General features: G+C 40.9%; 17 protein-coding genes and 1 pseudogene. 8 read left to right on the top strand and 10 right to left on the bottom strand.

All coding sequences use genetic code 11. The features are described 5' to 3' along the window. Positions 1-831 precede the first annotated feature (831 nt). Entirely contained in the window at positions 832-1,308 is a 477-nt protein-coding gene (locus HC733_RS10115) for a 2TM domain-containing protein (RefSeq protein WP_190364926.1), read from the bottom strand. Between the two features lie 357 nt (positions 1,309-1,665). On the opposite strand from HC733_RS10115, the gene HC733_RS10110 reads away from it, so the two are divergent. Then, positions 1,666-2,787 (top strand): ISAs1 family transposase, encoded by a 1,122-nt coding sequence (locus HC733_RS10110; protein WP_190364925.1) that lies wholly within the window; start codon positions 1,666-1,668, stop codon positions 2,785-2,787. 113 nt (positions 2,788-2,900) lie between these two features. On the opposite strand, the gene HC733_RS10105 is transcribed toward HC733_RS10110, so the two are convergent. From HC733_RS10105 to HC733_RS10085, 5 genes and pseudogenes are all read right to left on the bottom strand, one after another. Beyond that, entirely contained in the window at positions 2,901-3,422 is a 522-nt protein-coding gene (locus HC733_RS10105; protein ID WP_190364924.1) for a hypothetical protein, read from the bottom strand. Positions 3,423-3,541: 119 nt separating this feature from the next. After that, complete coding sequence (locus HC733_RS10100; protein ID WP_190364923.1) at positions 3,542-4,240, bottom strand: TorF family putative porin; 699 nt, start codon at positions 4,238-4,240, stop codon at positions 3,542-3,544. A gap of 13 nt (positions 4,241-4,253) precedes the next feature. After that, positions 4,254-4,634: pseudogene (locus HC733_RS10095) on the bottom strand (BCCT family transporter); the annotation flags it as partial. 102 nt (positions 4,635-4,736) lie between these two features. Further along, positions 4,737-6,314, bottom strand: a complete 1,578-nt coding sequence (locus tag HC733_RS10090) for a tetratricopeptide repeat-containing sulfotransferase family protein (RefSeq protein ID WP_190364922.1) — start codon at positions 6,312-6,314, stop codon at positions 4,737-4,739. A gap of 71 nt (positions 6,315-6,385) precedes the next feature. Then, a complete protein-coding gene (locus HC733_RS10085; protein ID WP_190364921.1) occupies positions 6,386-8,827 on the bottom strand; it encodes a TonB-dependent receptor in 2,442 nt (813 codons plus the stop codon). A gap of 538 nt (positions 8,828-9,365) precedes the next feature. On the opposite strand from HC733_RS10085, the gene HC733_RS10080 reads away from it, so the two are divergent. Both HC733_RS10080 and HC733_RS10075 read left to right on the top strand, forming a co-directional pair. After that, on the top strand, positions 9,366-10,343 hold the full coding sequence (locus HC733_RS10080; RefSeq protein WP_190364920.1) for a hypothetical protein: 978 nt from the start codon (positions 9,366-9,368) through the stop codon (positions 10,341-10,343). A gap of 39 nt (positions 10,344-10,382) precedes the next feature. Beyond that, positions 10,383-10,619, top strand: a complete 237-nt coding sequence (locus HC733_RS10075; protein WP_190364919.1) for a hypothetical protein — start codon at positions 10,383-10,385, stop codon at positions 10,617-10,619. 234 nt (positions 10,620-10,853) lie between these two features. Here the strand turns inward: HC733_RS10075 and HC733_RS10070 are convergent, their stop codons facing one another. Then, positions 10,854-11,447, bottom strand: coding sequence for a carboxymuconolactone decarboxylase family protein (locus HC733_RS10070; RefSeq protein ID WP_190364918.1), 594 nt, complete (start codon positions 11,445-11,447; stop codon positions 10,854-10,856). 109 nt (positions 11,448-11,556) lie between these two features. Between HC733_RS10070 and HC733_RS10065 the strand changes: the two genes are divergently transcribed. Beyond that, positions 11,557-12,135 (top strand): MarR family winged helix-turn-helix transcriptional regulator, encoded by a 579-nt coding sequence (locus HC733_RS10065; protein WP_190364917.1) that lies wholly within the window; start codon positions 11,557-11,559, stop codon positions 12,133-12,135. Positions 12,136-12,137: 2 nt separating this feature from the next. On the opposite strand, the gene HC733_RS10060 is transcribed toward HC733_RS10065, so the two are convergent. Beyond that, complete coding sequence (locus HC733_RS10060; RefSeq protein ID WP_190364916.1) at positions 12,138-12,623, bottom strand: nuclear transport factor 2 family protein; 486 nt, start codon at positions 12,621-12,623, stop codon at positions 12,138-12,140. A gap of 138 nt (positions 12,624-12,761) precedes the next feature. Between HC733_RS10060 and HC733_RS10055 the strand changes: the two genes are divergently transcribed. Continuing rightward, positions 12,762-14,930, top strand: coding sequence for a S9 family peptidase (locus HC733_RS10055; RefSeq protein ID WP_190364915.1), 2,169 nt, complete (start codon positions 12,762-12,764; stop codon positions 14,928-14,930). 51 nt (positions 14,931-14,981) lie between these two features. Here HC733_RS10055 and HC733_RS10050 read toward each other — a convergent pair whose 3' ends face one another. Both HC733_RS10050 and HC733_RS10045 read right to left on the bottom strand, forming a co-directional pair. Next, positions 14,982-15,167 carry a hypothetical protein gene (locus HC733_RS10050; protein ID WP_190364914.1) on the bottom strand — a complete coding sequence of 62 codons (186 nt, stop codon included), beginning with the start codon at positions 15,165-15,167 and terminating at the stop codon, positions 14,982-14,984. A 106-nt stretch (positions 15,168-15,273) separates the two neighbouring features. Further along, a complete protein-coding gene (locus tag HC733_RS10045) occupies positions 15,274-15,948 on the bottom strand; it encodes an ArsR/SmtB family transcription factor (RefSeq protein WP_190364913.1) in 675 nt (224 codons plus the stop codon). An 86-nt stretch (positions 15,949-16,034) separates the two neighbouring features. Between HC733_RS10045 and HC733_RS10040 the strand changes: the two genes are divergently transcribed. Genes HC733_RS10040 through HC733_RS10030 form a run of 3 tightly spaced genes read left to right on the top strand, consistent with a single transcriptional unit; the run spans position 16,035 to position 17,333 of the window. After that, positions 16,035-16,376, top strand: coding sequence for an NIPSNAP family protein (locus HC733_RS10040; protein WP_238937515.1), 342 nt, complete (start codon positions 16,035-16,037; stop codon positions 16,374-16,376). Next, a complete protein-coding gene (locus tag HC733_RS10035) occupies positions 16,373-16,708 on the top strand; it encodes an antibiotic biosynthesis monooxygenase family protein (RefSeq protein ID WP_190364911.1) in 336 nt (111 codons plus the stop codon). The genes HC733_RS10040 and HC733_RS10035 overlap by 4 nt, the downstream gene beginning before the upstream one ends. Then, positions 16,695-17,333, top strand: coding sequence for a LysE family translocator (locus HC733_RS10030; protein ID WP_190364910.1), 639 nt, complete (start codon positions 16,695-16,697; stop codon positions 17,331-17,333). Before HC733_RS10035 ends, HC733_RS10030 begins: the two co-directional genes overlap by 14 nt. The last annotated feature ends 46 nt before the right edge of the window (positions 17,334-17,379 follow it).

Raw genomic sequence — 17,379 nt, 5'->3', positions numbered from 1 at the left:
ATCTCCATTTTGCAAGGTTTTGAGGGGTGAGAAAACAAACGTTGCAAAATGAGGATAGTAAGATCGTTTAGATCATCAAGAAGATCAATGCATTAAGTGATTTTCAGTGTCGACTATTTAATAGAATAATTTATTGCAATAAAAAGAGATTGGCTGAGTTCGATTGTACGAGGATACAGCAAGCGGGCTGTGGATATGAGCCTCACTATTTATACATTTAAGGGGGTTTTCAACTCGGTTTGAATCCTCTTAATAAAACCCTTCAACACTATGTAAGCTGACGTTATGTGACAAAATATCTGACTGACACGTATTTTTGCACCACACTGAATAGCCCAAAAATAAACCCAATAAGAGGAATTAATAACACATAAGGGGATACTAATATCAACCGATAAAGGCCCGCTATTGGTGGCAAAAAAATCATGTATAAAAAGGCTAAAGTAGATAGTAAACAAGCAGGCAGAAATACTCGCTAAAAAGGTATAAAAAAAGCGTGTTGTATAAATGTTATGGGTTATCTTGGAGCCAATGTAGATTATAAAAAACGGCACTGCTTTTGCTGGCAAGTCGAACATCAGTGATAATAAAGCGCTCGAAGCTGAGATTGTGCGCTCATTTATAAGGTCACCAATTATGGAGAACACAGTTACACTCATAACGATAAAAGATAAAATTGATAACTCTGTAAATGTCTTAATATTCAAATTTACTGTCCGCAGTTGATTTTATGGGGACATGATTAATGGTTTTGTATCAAAAAACATTAATTTTAGCTTTCGGTTGGGGAGCTTGGCTCCCTCAGAGATATATTTAAAAATATTTACGCTGCTAAAGCTTTCGACCTAGGCGTTTTTCAATTTGCTTTTTCTCCCAGCGGGGGCCAAAAAAGTCAAAAATCTCAAAAATACTTAATCCGTGTGAGGCAAGGCCTATTCCCCAGCCAAGCGCTGCCCACCAAGCCCAAATATAGCCAGGGTTAGTTATGTAATTAAGAATAAATAAGAAAACAATGATAATGGCATAGGTTAAAGCGTGTGAGTAAAAATCTCTAATGGCTTTAACATGTTCAATCACTGTTTGCTCTTCTTCGGTTAAACTGATATCCGAGTTATGTGGTTTCATTTTAAGCTCCTGTTGAAGGTCTGCGACCGTGGTTTCAAAAACAGCAGCTAAAGACTTGAGTGACTCTAAGCTTGGTGTATGACCACACTCGATACGCTGGATTGTTCTAAGGCTCAAGCCACTTAGCTGTGCTAGTTGGTCTTGAGACCAGCCTCTTTGCAACCTTAATTTTCTGGTAATCACTTTGTTAGTCCTTTGCTGTATTGATAAGGAGAGCTTAACGGAAAACTCGACTATTCTTTACGTCACTGATACGTAACCGATATGACAAATTATATATTTCAATAGGTTATAGAAATTTTTTGCTCATAAATATGTTAAAGTTTATAGCTTGCAATTTATTAGTGTGACCGATAGCCCAGCGATAGACAAGTATATGCTTTTGTTTGTCTTTATTCATTGACCGTCTATTTAGGTAGTCTAAGTGTCCGCTGAGGTTTCACGGTTGAATAGCGCTATTTAACCCAGGGCAAGATCATGAACTTTACCTTGACATAATTTTATGATCTTATACTGCTTTTCAGATTAAGCAGCCCAATTATGTCAGCCAATACGTTGTTCGAACACTTTTCTTCCATTGATGACCCGCGCCAGCAAGGCAAAGTGCAACATCCATTATTCGATATTCTGTTTCTAACTATCAGTGCCGTAATCGCGGGTTGCCAAGGCTGGGAAGAAATTGAAGATTTTGCTCATGACAAACTATCTTGGTTACGTAAATTTATAGCTCTATCCAACGGTGTGCCGCGGCACGACACGATTGCAAGGGTTATAAGCCGTATCGATATGACCCAGTTTCAAACCAGTTTTTCTCAATGGATGCAAAATTGCAGTGAGCTAACAGACGGCAGCGTGGTTGCCATTGATGGAAAAAGACTAAAAGGTTCATATAAACAGTCTGATAGAAAAGATGCTATCCACATTGTCAGTGCGTTTGCCTGTGAAAATGGCGTGACGTTAGGCCAATGCAAGACCGACTCGAAGTCCAACGAAATCACTGCAATTCCAGAGTTGCTGAAGTTACTAGAGCTAAAAGGTTGCTTAGTGACGATTGATGCGATGGGCTGCCAAAAGGAGATTGCGAAGCAAATTATAGACAAAGAAGCGGATTATTTACTGGCTCTCAAAGCCAATCAGGGCAGCTTATTTGAACAGGTAAAGCAACTCTTACAGCCAGAAATCACACGCCAAATAGCGAGTGACAGCCTACTAAGTGAGGTAGATTATCAACGAGGTCGAGAAGAGTTCAGGGCAGCGGTTGTCTGCCATGATATGGCTGAAATTCCCACAAGTGCTAGCTGGCCCAATTTACAAAGTGTAGGCGTGATAGTGTCTTACCGTAAATCGGATAACCAACAACAAGGTGAGTTGACATATCGATATTATATCAGCTCAGCGAACTTGAGTGCGCAAAGACTAGCTGAAGCCACACGAGCGCATTGGTATATAGAGAACAGTCTTCATTGGTGTTTGGATGTGGCAATGAATGAAGATGGCTGCCGTATACGTCGCGACGGTGCAGCAGAAGTGTTTGCTGGTGTAAGACATATTGCATTGAATTTATTAAAGAAAGAGACATCCTTTAACAAAGGTGTGCGCGCTAAACAGCTAAAAGCAGCTAGAAACGAGTGCTATTTAGAAAAGGTATTGAATAGCAAGTGATTTTTCATGCTCTTGCCCTGCTATTTAACCTCTGTTGGTGCGAATAAAACCGGCTAAGTAAATGATGGGGGAAACTCCCATCCAACTAAATTTGGACAGGAGCTGATATCACATTAGTTTACGAGTTTATAGGCTGTCCAAGTATCACCTAAACGTTCGTCAACGCCTTTGATTATATTTGGTAGAATATCAGTCACATTATAATGCCAAGCGCACTCTGTTCTGTTTAAACCAGTGTACAGAGGTGTACAAAAGTCCAACTTGCCCAAATCGTTCATTGTGATCGCTGATATTTTATAAATTTTATTGTCATGAGTGGTGACGGTACCGCCCTCAGCAGTAAAGTCGATAAACTTTACATCGCTACGGTTATCGTATTCAAGTCTCCAACGAGTGCCCGGCAAAGTTTCAAGTGAGGCTAACGCGTCATTGTTTTTAAGCTTGTACTTAACGCTTCCTGAATTGGTAACCCATACCAGATCTTTTCTGTTATCAGCGTTGATATCTACGATATGAAGTGTTTTTACATCTTCGTTAGTTAGTAGCTCTTGAGTTTCCCCAAAACTTGCTTCTACAGCTGCGTTAGCAGTTGCCGCAAATAGCAGGGCGGATACTAAAACGGTTGAATTTCTCATTGCTTTCCTTATTCCTTATGAGGTGTTTTTTAAAATCCGCCGATATCCTATACAGGAAAAATGAAAAAGGCCAAGCTTTTGCTTGGCCTTGATTACAAGTAGTAGGAGGCTTGTATTTTTTACAGATTAAATGTGCGAGAAACGCTAAATACAACACGCTCATCAGCCGTGTCGTACTCTAAGCTGGTGTTCTCTGCCGCCATTTCAATATCAAAACCGGCATAGTTTGTTTGGTAAGCTAAGCGATAGTGCGTGTAAGACTTATCTCCTGCATCCCACATGTATTTATTACCATCTAAAGAGTTTGATACATCAAAGCTTGCACGTAGCGTATGCCCTGGCGCAACTTCAATGCTGTGAGCAATCATGGCAATAGTGTGGTCTGCGCCTTTACCAAAGTAATCCCAGCTATACCAAAAGTTAAACTCTGTTTGCCCTAATGAGTTGGCAAAGCCAAACTTTGAATATACTTCAGGGTAATTACCATGACTTGAATTAGTGCCACCATGGTAGCTGTAATAGGCGATACCGTAATCAATACTCCAGTTGTCGTTAAGTGCTACATATTTACCGACATAAAAGTCCCACTCGATGTCAGTCTTGTTAGCAAAATCGACATTCGACGCCCAAGAGCCCACATACACGCCATCGCTAAATGCATAGTCAAGACTGCCTTGCAACGCAGGGTCTTCTTTAGTTTGACTGACACCATTAAAGCTGTAATCAGAAGCAGCAGTAATCGTTGTCGACAAGTTTGCCATTGCTTGGCTTGAGGCAAGTGCTAGTGCACTCAGTAGTAAAGTTTTTGATGTTGTCATTATGTTGTATTCCTTAGCTAGCAGTTTCTATTTTGCTGTAGTCAATTTTGTTATCTTTAGCGGAGCTATCTATTTGGCTCACAGTTTTAAGCTTGTTGTACCCAATGTAAATAACACAGGAGAAAAACAAACCGATGACAAGTGCGCCAACCCATTGAATTTGCAAAAACTCAAGCTTAAACAATAAAGTTAACAATGATAGTGCGACTATGTTAAATAACATGTAGTTACGCATACCTAAACGCTGTACTGTTAGGTTTAGGTTGTCTGTGTATAGGCGAATGAGTGAATCAAGAGAGTTGATCACAAACACAACACCCACAAATACCATGGCGACGTTTTTAACGCCTTCAGTTGCAATACCCGCTTCGTGGTAATGATGCATACATAGAAAGCTGGGCAGTCGCTCAGCTTTACTTTAATTTAATTATTCAGGCCGTAAGTCTATTTAAATAAACCAACCTATAATTTTCAAAATGCTATTTTAGGCGCTATTTTATTCAGAAATTGGAATATCTTGACTCGTAAGGTAATTTATAACTTCTTCTAAATGTGATTCAAAGTTGCGCCATCGACCGATGGATTTACTATTGAGAGGCTCTCTCACTTGTACTTTACTGGCTGTAGATACGGGTGTGGTATTTAAATGAAAATCTATGCACTGGCTTTGCCATGGTAAGTCGCAAAAATTAAGTAAATCACGAATGTGATGCTCAGGATTATTAACGAGTGACTCATATTGCAGCAGTTTAAAGTGACTGCCATGCAGCGCTTGCCAATGCTGCATCAGATGATAAAAGCGCGCATAAAACTTGGCGGTGTCCATAAGACTGAGAGAATAACGATAGTATGGATTATTAATCGTAAATAGCTGTCGGTAATTACCAATGCAAGTATCTAATGGGTTACGCAGCAAGCAGACGATTTTGGCGTTTGGTAATGCTTTACGTATTAAATCGACATAGAAAAAGTTAAATGGCAATTTATCAATAAAATGTGCGCTATTGCCCGTGACCACACGGGTGGCATCAAGGTAGGCTTGCCCAAGTTGCCCGAAATCCAGTTGGTATGCTGCATCAAGTGTTGTGTTATCTAGCACATGTGGTGTTTTAGTTTGGGCCAACCGTTTGGTGCATATGCCAAAATCTTGTAGCTCTCCCGCTGACATGACATCTGAATGGCTTGATAAAATGCGTTCTACCAATGTGGTACCAGAGCGTGGCATACCTAACACAAAAATGGGTTCGTTACTGTTGTGTCCAATCTGACTAATTTGCTTGTGTTCCTCACTCAGCGTTTTTATATGTGCAAACAACTTAGTGGATGCATCGTTATCGAAGCGGGCTTGTTTGAGCTTGGCTTTCTTTCCCATATTTAACGCTTCAAACGCTTGATCATATTGTTTTAAATCTTGATACTCTTTTGCCAAAGCGTGACCAATATGCAGTTGAGCGTCTGGGTGCGATATGTTTGAAAAAACGCTGTTTAAGCGTTCTAAATGGTTGCTGTCATTGGTCGCTTTAATGAGGTCGGAAAGCGCAAAATGTGCTTGGTGATGTGTTGGGTTAATTTGTATTGCTTTTTCAAAGGCTTGCTCGGCCTGAGCGAAGTCTCCTAAAAATTTAGCGCACACACCGTAGTTGTAGTAAAACTGTGGGTTAGTCTGTGTGATTTCCAGTGCTTTTTTGTAAAAGGACATAGCCTGTTCGTGTAACCCAATATGGCTCATTGCAACACCTAGCGTATCTGCCGTCAGTGCGCTATTCACGGCTGCTAAGTTTACTTGAGTTGCAGTCGCTTTGGCTTGTTCAAGTTGCCCATCAAGGGCATAGCATTTTGCAAGCTGTGCCAAGTACTCAGTGTTGTTGTCAAATTCTAGTGCTTTTTCAATCAAGGCAATGGCTTTTTTAACTTGACCAACTTGTACGTTGATCATCGCCAGCAAAAAGTAAGCATCGGCATGTTGGGGCTCTGTCTGCACAATAGACACAAGATATTGGTGTGCTTGCTGTATGTCGCCTTGGTTTAGCGCTTTTATGGCATTTTGGTGTAGCTGGTTGATACTGAGCGTCATAAGTCATTATTCTTATTGAAAATAAAAAAGGCTCAAACTAGGTTTGAGCCTCTAGCGTAACGATATCTTGGTTATAGTTCAAATTGATAGTCGAACTTAACACCGATAGTCAGAGGGCGATTGATATAGTGCCCGTAGTTGCGCTGAATATCGGCACCGTTAGTACCAGTGTCTGTTACCGAGTCGTAAGGCACAATATCTGCATTGCTACGACGAACAGATGTATACGTATATTTATTAAACAAGTTATTGATATACAGCGTGGTTGACCACTGATCACCAGTAATTTTTGCTGATAAATTACTTAGCGAGTACCCTGGTAATGTCTCCCCACTGTCATGCAATCCCACTTTCGAAATAATATCGCTTTGTGCAGTCAGTCCATAGTTGATGTCGAGTAGTTTATCGTTGAGGATCTCAGTTTGGTAGTTTATCCCCAAAGAAAACTGGTGCTCTGGCGAGCCTGGTAATCTATCGCCGTCCATACCACCATCTTTACCATCGGTATTGAATAGCGTTGGTGCATCCTTGGTTAGCTCAACTTTGGTGTAGGCGTATGTTGCATAAGCTGTAATTGAATCCGTTAGCATGGCGCGCGTTGCTACTTCAACGCCTTTGGCGTTTGCAGAGCCTGCGTTAGTGGTGTACGGCAGTTGACCAATTTCAGTAGCCCCACTTACCTGAGCATCTTCCCAGTCGACGTTAAATAATGCAGCATTGAAGTGGAAACGGTTTTTTAGCCAAGTGCTCTTTAAACCTAATTCATAGTTGGTTGTGGTATCAGCTTTATAAATCCTTTCTTGAGGCTTAACACAGCCCTTTTGTTGGCCAACAGGAATTGGATCTGGGCATTCATCAATTGCGTTTACACCACCAATACGAAACCCTTCACTTACGGTCGCGTATGCCATGATGGTATCCGTGAACTGATAACTGGCATTAAATTTAAATAGGTTACCACTGTCGTCATCAGGTCTTCCTTTGAAATCAAACGTTACGGCATCTTGCGCTGCGCCACTGTAGACGGTGTTGCTCAAAGGAAAATCTACTGCTGATTGCGTTTCAATTTCATACTCATAAAGTCGAGCACCCACGGTAATGGTGAGCTTGTCGCTGGCTTTGTAACCCACTTCGCCAAAAATGGCTTGTTCAGTAATTTCACTTCGGTCAATAGAATAATACTCTAAGCTATCAGGGCGAATTTGCACGCCACCTAAGTTTTCTACTGCGAATTGGCTAAAACCCGGTGTGTATTCTTTACTTGATGCATCTGATTTGCGTTTATTGTAAAAACCGCCAACGATCCAGTTCCAATCAGAGTCGCCTTGCGACACTAAGCGGATCTCTTGGGTAAAGTTTTCTTCTTCTTCAAGTTCACGGGTAAAAGATGAGAATGATGGAAACTCTTCATAGCCATAAGCTAAGCGGATCAGAAGGTCGGTTTGGTCGCGCTGACCATCCGCATCAAATTCGGAAAAACCAGTTGCAGACACTAGCTCTGCAAAACCTAAGTCTGCCTTAACCTCTAAGCTTAATAATGAGTCAGTTTTGTCTCTTGGCTCTTCATAGCGGTATGCTGATTCATACTTACCAATTTTAGAATTTAAGCCATTATTTGAGTTAAGCGCGCCGTGGTGAACGATAGAACGACCTTCGCTTTGTTGTTTTTGATAAAAGTAGTTAATCGTGCCATCAAGCCAATCGTTAGGCATCCAGCGAAGTGAGATCCTGCCGGTTTTGGTTGTTTCACCATTATTGTCTTTTGCTTTGCGTAAATTCTGGTCAACTTCACTTTGATTTGACCAATCAGGGTCTGGCATTGAAACACCAGCATCACGCACAACGTAGTTGTAATCGATAAAGCCTGGATCTATATAAAAGTTCGCGCTAGCGCGTACTGCTAATTTGTCTTCGATGATAGGAGTATTAAAAATAAAGCCTGACTCGCCACCCAATGAATCGCTTTCGCTGACTTGAAACACATCACCGTATACCTTGCCTGTAGTTAGGTCTAATTCGGGGCTTTTAAGCATGTAACGAATTGCGCCGCCTAAAGTACCTGCACCATACAATGTACCTTGAGGGCCAATGAGGACTTCTACACGCTCAACATCGGTTAGTCGCATGTCGATAGCGACAGGTATTTCATTGATGTAAGTAGCCACTGTACCGCCATCCGAATTAGGCCCAGATGAATTTGTATTCAATCCCCTGACTATGATAGGTGAGCCGGAACGACCACCTTGATCGGTCACTGTGAGACCAGGAACCCAGCGAGCTACATCCGCTAATTCGCCAATATTTTGGTCACTCATTACGTCGCTATCAAGGGCTGTAATATTCAATGGTGCTTCTTGGATTGAACCTGCACGCCTTGTTGCGGTTATCTGAATTACTTCAAGTGACTTGTCTTGCTTAGCTTGAGCGTCATCGGCTTGAGCTAGATTAGGAATTAGCAGCGCACTAGTAAGTGCACTAGACACAGCTAATGAAAGTAAGCTTGGTTTGAACATGATTTTTGCATCCCCATTGGTGTGTTGTTGTTTTTATGCTCACAAAGAAAAGCATAAATAACGGCAGGGAACAAGCCTGCCACAAAACAACTTTTGAATTAGTATTCACATAAATTGAAATTTTACGCATTCTAATCATGCTTTGATTTAAAATATAGTAGAATGGTGAATTTTTATATTTTTTTAATAATTTTTACGTACTCAGTGAATAAATGTTTCACAAGATTAATTAATATTCAGCAAATTTGCATAATTTTTAATTGTTATCGCACAGAGATTAAAGATATATGGTCGGTTCAATTCATAATGTTGGGTGTATGGGGAATCTGATTATAACAATTGAGTGATTAGTAGGTGTTACTCAAGCGGGGTGTTTTGTCGTGCTCGATATCACAGGAAGAAACTAAGGTAAGAAATGCGAATTTTTATAACTTTATGATTTATATGGGATAAATTTTATGTACAATTAGTTTGTTGGTTTTATGGGTACTAACCTGTTAAACACCGGCAGTTTATATTGATTTTCTTGGAGTAAACAATGAAGTTTCAAATCCTCGTTTCGGGAGTGGCTTTTGCTGCCCTATCAGCGCACGCTCAACTTAATGTTGAGCTTAGCACTCAAGCAGAAAACCCTTCGATAAAAAAAGAAGGCGGTGTGCTTGAAGTACAAAAGAGCGTAACTAACACAGGTACTGATAATGCCGCAATTAAAGTGTATAGCCACCTTATTTTTCCTGATGGTAAAACATACGTAGATGCTCTGCCAGCGGAGGTATATTTGGCACCGGGTGAAAGTTATCAAGATAGCAATATGTTGCTTGATGTACCGGCCAGTTTCCCTCGTGGTAGTTATAGTTATCATTATAGCGTTTACAATCAACAAAATAGCCAAATTTTGAGCGACAGTGTTACATTCGAAAAGAAAAGTCGCATTATCGATGTAGATGTGAGTCATGATATTGCTTGTGGCACAGATATGACAGGTACTTTATGTTGGAAACTCACTGACGGTACTCAATATATGCCTACTCCTGAGCCTATTTTCGATATTAGAGATATTGCTTTGAACAACAAAGCTGGCTGTGCGATTGTAGGTAAAGAAGTTAAGTGTTGGGAAAACAGGCACTCACGCGACAAAGTTGATTCACTTTGGAAACCACTACCTCGTGGACTCACTTTCACAGATCCGCAAAGAATATTCGTTGCACACAAGAATGACTCGTTTTGTGCAATTGATAGTGGGGAAATTGTTTGTTGGAGTAGTGGCAAATGGAATCCAGGTGCTGTTAATACCGCACCGCCTAAGTACTCTGAACTTAAAAACCCAAGTGATATTGAGGTGGGCCGTTACGGCGCCTGTATTCGACATGATAATGGTATCGATTGTTGGGGAGCTAAAAAGGTAAACAATAAGCCAACTTTTGCGGTTGAAGTACCTATTTTTACAAACCCAACGTATTTGATAGTTGCGTACAACTATGCGTGTGCTAAAGGTGATGAAGGGGTGAAGTGCTAGGGGGATGCACCCGCCGCGGATTTACAAGTACCAGAAATTTTGCCGCATACAGCGCTGAGATATGGCTACCCTGGCATTTTTTCATATGATGAGCGTGGCTTATCAACTTGGTCTACGCGTCCTGCTGTGATAGGTCCGTTCGAAATACAAGAGCTGGTCAACCCAATCGATATAGACTTTGATTATTGGTATGTTTGCGCTTTAGATGACACAGGGATTGTGTGTGGTGGGCGTAACAACGCAGCAGATACTGTACCGAGTCGTTTTAAATATTAAATTTTCTAATATTGTATACCGCGCCAATGAAAGGCGCGGTTTTTATATATCTGCATTATTGGCTTAGAGGCTGTTGCGAAAATGGTTACGTCGCATATTAAACAATGTGCCTCTATATGAAATGAACTTACTGGGAGCACTGCGATGAGGCTGGATCATGACTCTCATGCAATTATTGTTCTAATTATCAGTGCTTTAATGTATAAAATTACACCCCAGCAAGTTCAAACTGTTTTATAACTGGTGTTTACCCACTTGCCATTGATTGTGAGCTAAATACGTTTCGCCCGCATCAACTGCACCAGGCTCAAGTGTTGTGGCCATAGAATCGTTCCAGCGATTTAAATAACCAAACAAAGAAATAACGCCTAAAATCTCGACTATTTCGCCGTCATCCCAGTGCGCTTTTAGTTGCTCTTCAATTGTTGCGTCTACAGCATTTGGCACGCTTGAGGCGGCTAAGGCAAACTCAAATGCCGCTTTTTCAGCGTCAGTGAATAGTGCGCTATCACGGAACTGCCAAATATTTTGCAAACGAAGGTCTTCTCCACCGTAGCGTTTTGCCGCCAAAATGGTGTGTGCTTCACAATATCTGCAACCTGTATTGGCGCTAGTGATGTAACCAATCAGACGTTTTAGTTCACTGGTTACTCTGCCATGGTTTTCCATTACCGCTTTATTTAAATTAATGAAAGCTTTGGCAATATGAGGGCGGATCTGCATAGTTAAAACGCTATTAGGGCAAAAACCTAAAGTCTCATTGAAAAACTTTGCCAGCTCTGCCACTTCAGGGTTTGCATCTTGTGCAAGAGGGGTAACTAAAGCCATAATGTATTCCTATTGATTTTGTTATGTTGCATCTGCAACATAATCTAGGCGGTTTTTGAGCGCTTGTCTACAAAAAATGCACACCGCTTTTTATTTATTGGATGAGATTATGAGCAATAAGGCGCGTCAATCAGCTTTTGAGTTGTCGAAAAATATCGAGCAACCATATGATTTATATAATCATGTACCTTATAGAATCGCGGTTGCTAGTAACCTTTTGGCAATGGACCGAGATGCATATATCAAAAATTTAACAGGGCTTGAGACGAGAGAAATTCGCGTGTTGTTAAATATTGGCTCTTACGGACCCATCAATGCGGCCGACATTGCATATCAATCACGTCTAGACCCCTATTCGGTTAATCGTGCGATTAACACCTTGATGAAACTGGAACTGATCTGCGCGGATAATGACCACTCAAAACAACGTAGCAAGTTTGTAAAAATCAGTGAGCAGGGCTTGCCACTTTACGAACAAGTAGTGGCACATATGCGTGAAAGAGAAAAAAACGTACTAAAAGATATCAGTGAGGATGAAAAGCAACTGTTATTGTCGCTGCTTGAAAAAATTGAGCTAAGGGCTGAAGCTGCCTTGGCGCAAAGTGCCCAGCTACTAGAATCTCAAGGGCACACCATTACAAGGGATCAAAAAGAGCTTATCCGCTGGCACAAGCGCTCAGCAAAGTAGTGTTAATCTAGAGTGTCTACTCTATCTATGAACACTTCTCGATTCTTTATCAAACAGCGATTGTTATTGAGCACTAGCAAATCTACATATCTGCCGTTAAATACTTTGGTTGGAATCGATTTATCCTTTTTGTCGCTCATATAAAGAATAAAATGTGCGGTGCTTGAAAATTCATTCTTACTATTAGGCACTATGGCGGTGCTGGTGATCATATGAATGGTCTTCTTGTTCGCCATTGCCTGTTTGGCTCTAGCAGCAATTTGTTCATCTGAGCTAAGTGAAACGCCTAGCTTTGGGATAATAAAAGTAGCGTCTTTGCTAAACAAGGCTTGGTAACTTTCAATGGGCCCTTGATCACGAAATTGCACATAATCGATGATGGTTTTTTCACATAAGGCAATCTCGGATTTCGAGGGGAGACTCACTGATTGACAACCACTTAGCATAATCATTAGCGGGATGATAAAGGTCGCTAATTTGGTCTTCATATTTAACACCTGTTAACTTTTATTTACCAAGATTACTGTTCCTAAAGTAAGAATTCAATTATATTTATGCCCAATAATCATATTATTGTGGGCAGTACTGCTAGCAGTCTACAAAATATAGTAAACAAGGATATTAGGATGAAACAATCAGTTCTTTGGCAGCTTGCGCTGTCGTCGGTTATATTGGCAACTGGATGCCAATCAACATCCACAGAAACAACAAGCCAAACAAGTTCAGTTAGTAGCCCGTCAGTTACAGCGCCAATTGCTGCAAAGGTACCCTATAAAACAAAAATTCACGGTTATGAACTGGTGGATAATTATCATTGGTTGCGTGACGATAGTCGTTCGAGCGAACAAGTGATCGCGCATTTAGAAAAAGAAAATAGCTACACTGATACCATACTTGCGCCAAGTGAAGCTTTACAAGCGCAATTATTTTCTGAAATAAAAGCCAAGATTGTTAAAGACAATCGCTCAGTGCCCGTACAAAAAGGCCGTTATTTTTATTTTAACGAAACCATTGGCGATCAAGAATATGCGAGTATTTATCGTAGCCTAACTGTTGACGGTGTTAATCCTGAGCTACTACTAGATATCAACGAGCTTGCAAAAGCGCATGAGTTTTATGAGTTGGGTGATATTGAAGTTAGTCCTAACGCAAACCTTTTAGCTTATACCGAAGATACACTGAGTCGTCGCATTTATACGGTTAAAGTTAAAAATTTAACCACTGGTGAGATACTTAAAGATGAGCTTAAAGGTGTGCAAGATGGTGTGGTTTGGGCAAATGATAACCAGACGCTTTATTACATCAAAAAAGACCCTGTATCGTTACTTGGTACTCAAGTATATCGTCACACACTAGGCACGGCTCAAGAGCAAGACGAGCTGGTATACGAAGAAGCCGATAATACTTATTACACTTATTTAAGTCGCAGCAAAGATGGTGAGCAAATTTTTATTTATCACTATAGCACTGAGTCAAAAGGTATGTCGGTACTTTCTGCCGATGATGCGAAAGCCAAGCCACAGCGCCTGTTAGCCAGAGAAAAGGGCTTAGAATACAGTGTTTCAAAGCATAAAGACTGGTATTACATATTAACCAATCTAAACGCTGTGAACTTTAAGCTAATGAAAGCGAAAATAGATGCAGTATCTGACAAAGCAAATTGGCAGACGGTAATAGAGCATCAACCAAACGTAAGGCTTGAAGATTTTACCTTGTTTGATGAGCATTTAGTTTATCAAAGTCGAGCGCAAGGTCAGTCAAAAATTACCATTCGAGAACTCAAAAAGAACAAAGAGCACCAGATTGAGTTCAACGACCCTGCTTATCGCGTGTCTATGATTGGTAACAATACACTTAGTAGTGACAGTGTTCGCGTTCAATATGCGAGTATGACAACACCTAAAACCACCTTTGAGGTGGACCTAAATGATTACTCTAAAGTGACGCTAAAACAAGACAAGGTACTGGGCGATTTTAACTCCGCAGACTACCAATCTGAGCGTATTTTTGTTACTGCACGTGATGGTGTAAAAGTACCTGTTTCAATTGTATATAAAAAGTCATTATTCAAAAAAGACGGCACAAACCCACTACTACAATATGGTTATGGTTCATACGGATATACGGTTGACCCTGGTTTTTCTATTAGCCGATTGAGCCTGCTAGACAGAGGGTTTGTCTATGCGATTGCGCACATTCGCGGCTCGCAAATGCTTGGTCGCCCTTGGTATGAAGATGGCAAAAAGTTGAACAAAAAGAATACTTTTAACGATTTCGTTGACGTGACCAAAGCATTAGTCGCGCAAGGATATGGTGATAAAAAGCGTGTTTATGCCCAAGGTGGTAGCGCAGGGGGATTGTTGATGGGAGCGGTTGTTAACCAAGCACCTGAGCTATACCACGGTGTACATGCTGCGGTACCGTTTGTTGATGTGATCAACACCATGTTGGATGAATCACTTCCGCTTACAACAAATGAATATGACGAGTGGGGTAATCCAAACGACAAAGCATATTTCGATTATATGCGCTCGTATTCACCGTATGATCAAGTATCAGCACAAGCCTATCCAAATATGCTAGTAACAACGGGTTTGCATGATTCTCAAGTACAGTATTTTGAACCTGCAAAGTGGGTAGCAAAACTGCGAGAGAAGAAAACAGACAATAACAAGCTGTTACTCAAAGTGGATATGGAAGCAGGACATGGCGGCGCATCAGGTAGATTTAAGAGTATCAAAGATACCGCGCTAAATTATGCGTTCTTTATAGAATTGGCAAATGGCCGACTATAAAGTTAACAAATAAGAAAAAGCCCGGCTAATATGCTGGGCTTTTTCATTAGATTATTTTTTCTTCGGCTTTTGTTTTTTCAGCATGCGAGATGCCAGTGCACTTACAATATAAACAAGCACGACAGAATTACCGAGGATCAGCATTTCTTTATCTGTTACAAACATCCACAACGCAGTCAATAGCGCAAATGCAATGGTAAAATGCGACACCAGTGGATTAACTTTTTTGCTTTTCATATACGAAATAGTACTTACTTTTTTTACTAGCCTACACGTAATTATAACTAGTTGCAGGTCATAGTGCGAGGTAAGATTTAAGTGCAGTCATGGCACTTAATGTTTCTCAAAAACCATACTTGCTTTTAAAAGCCTTTAAGCCGTGAGGGGTAAACTCAATGGCGCGAGAGTCTAAATCTTGATGTGCCCACTGACGAGCCAGTGCATCTGTTAATACCCATTTACCAAGGTAACCTGCTAAATGGCTGCGTCTTTCGCTCCAATCGAGGCATGCTTTACACAATGGCCGACGGGTTTTTTTAGTTGCGGCTGTATCAAATCCGAGCTCGCTAAAAAAGCTGAGGCCAAGTTGCGTTAAAGTCAGCATATCTTGAGCTTCAACTATCCATCCATTGCTTTGTAATGCATCAAATAACTGAACGCCTAGTTCACCAGCTAGGTGATCATAGCAAATACGCGATCTTTTCAATCTCTCATCTGTGGGCCCCGTAGCAATACTTGTTTGTGCCATCGACGCACTAATATTTAGCATTTGTTCAATTAGTTCAGCTACTTGAAGGTTCTTTAACTGAAAGTATTTATGTCGACCTTGTTTGCGCACTATGATCAATTCGCCATCGACCAATTTCATCAAATGGCTGCTTGCCGTTTGCGGTGTGATATTTGCCTCAAGCGATAACTCTGTGGCGGTGAGTGCTTTACCGCTCATTAAAGCCGTCAGCATTTTAGAGCGAGCAGCGTCGCCAACGAGTGCGCCTAAGTAAGCAATATTTGGTTCCATACTTTTCCTTCATAGTTCGATTGCCACCGAAGCATCGAGATTTATCTCAGATAGACTGCCAAAAAGTCATTATGGAGACAACCACTTTGAAAATAACCTGTTTTATTGAATATCAAATCGACCCACACAAAGTTCATCTATTTGAGCAGTATGCCCAGAATTGGGGCAAAGTTATTCCTCAGTGTGGAGGAGAGTTACTGGGTTACTTTTTGCCACATGAAGGTACAAATAACATTGCATATGGCTTAATCAGTTTTGAGTCTCTTGCGGATTACGAAATATACCGACACACCTTGCGTCAATCACAACTGGGTAGTTGTAACTTTAGTTTTGCGAAAAATGAACAATTTATAGTGAGTGAAAAGCGCACTTTTTTAAGGACAGTTCCTTCGACTTATTTGCCAGCAAAAAAAGGAGAGCTAAGTTGATTGCCGTCATATTTGAAGTTATACCAAACCCTGAGTGCCAGCAAGTGTACTTAGACATCGCCGCAAGATTAAAAAGTAAATTGCACGCAGTAGAGGGGTTTATCAGTGTTGAGCGTTTTCAAAGCTTAGCCAACCAAAATAAACTCTTATCGCTGTCATTTTGGGAAAATGAAGAGGCTGTTGTGAGGTGGAAAAGCGACTTTGAACATCAAGCAGCACAACAAAAAGGAAAACACACGCTATTTACTAGCTACAGAATAAGCGTTGCTCATGTAATGCGTGACTATAGTAACCACAGTAAAATGTTAGGTGAGGCCTATGATGACGCTTGAGTTTTACGTGGGCTATTGCGTGGTTATTATCGCGCTATTGTTGTCACCAGGCCCCTCGGTACTGCTATGCATCAGCAATGGCTTACGCTATTCAAAGGAGAAAGCGGCGTTTGGGGTTTTGGGTAACGTGGTTGCGTTTCAGTTGTTGTTAATTATTAGTGCGACAGGGGTGGGGGTTATGCTACTTGCATCCAGTACGTTTTTTACTGCTTTGAAAGTAGTTGGTGCCATGTATTTGGGTTACTTGGGGGTAAAAAGTATTCGTTCGACCCTTACCAGCATTGATATACCAGACGTGCATACATCTTCTAGTGCACAACGTGCTGTACTCTTTAAACAGGCATTTTGGGTGACATCGCTAAACCCAAAAGCATTGATTTTTGTTTGCGCTTTGCTGCCTCATTTTATTGATAGCAGTAAAGCCGTTTTGCCTCAGATGGCGATACTTTGCTTGACCAGTGCGGTGATCCATTTTGTGATTTACTTTGCTTATGCGGCTTTAGCTAACAGTGCAAAAGGTGTAGTGAGTAATGAGTATGGCCTAAGTTTATTTAACAAACTAAGCGGGTTAGTATTTATTGCTTTTGGTGTGTTTCTATTCGTATCTTTGCTCATTGAGCGCTGATAAAACCAGTTAGTGAACTAAGTCGCCGCTAGTTTTAAGTTAATAC

Source organism: Pseudoalteromonas sp. S16_S37 (assembly GCF_014694405.1).
Taxonomy (GTDB): Bacteria; Pseudomonadota; Gammaproteobacteria; order Enterobacterales; family Alteromonadaceae; genus Pseudoalteromonas.
Note: the sequence above shows the minus strand (reverse complement) of the source record. Positions and strands in the feature narration are given on the sequence as shown.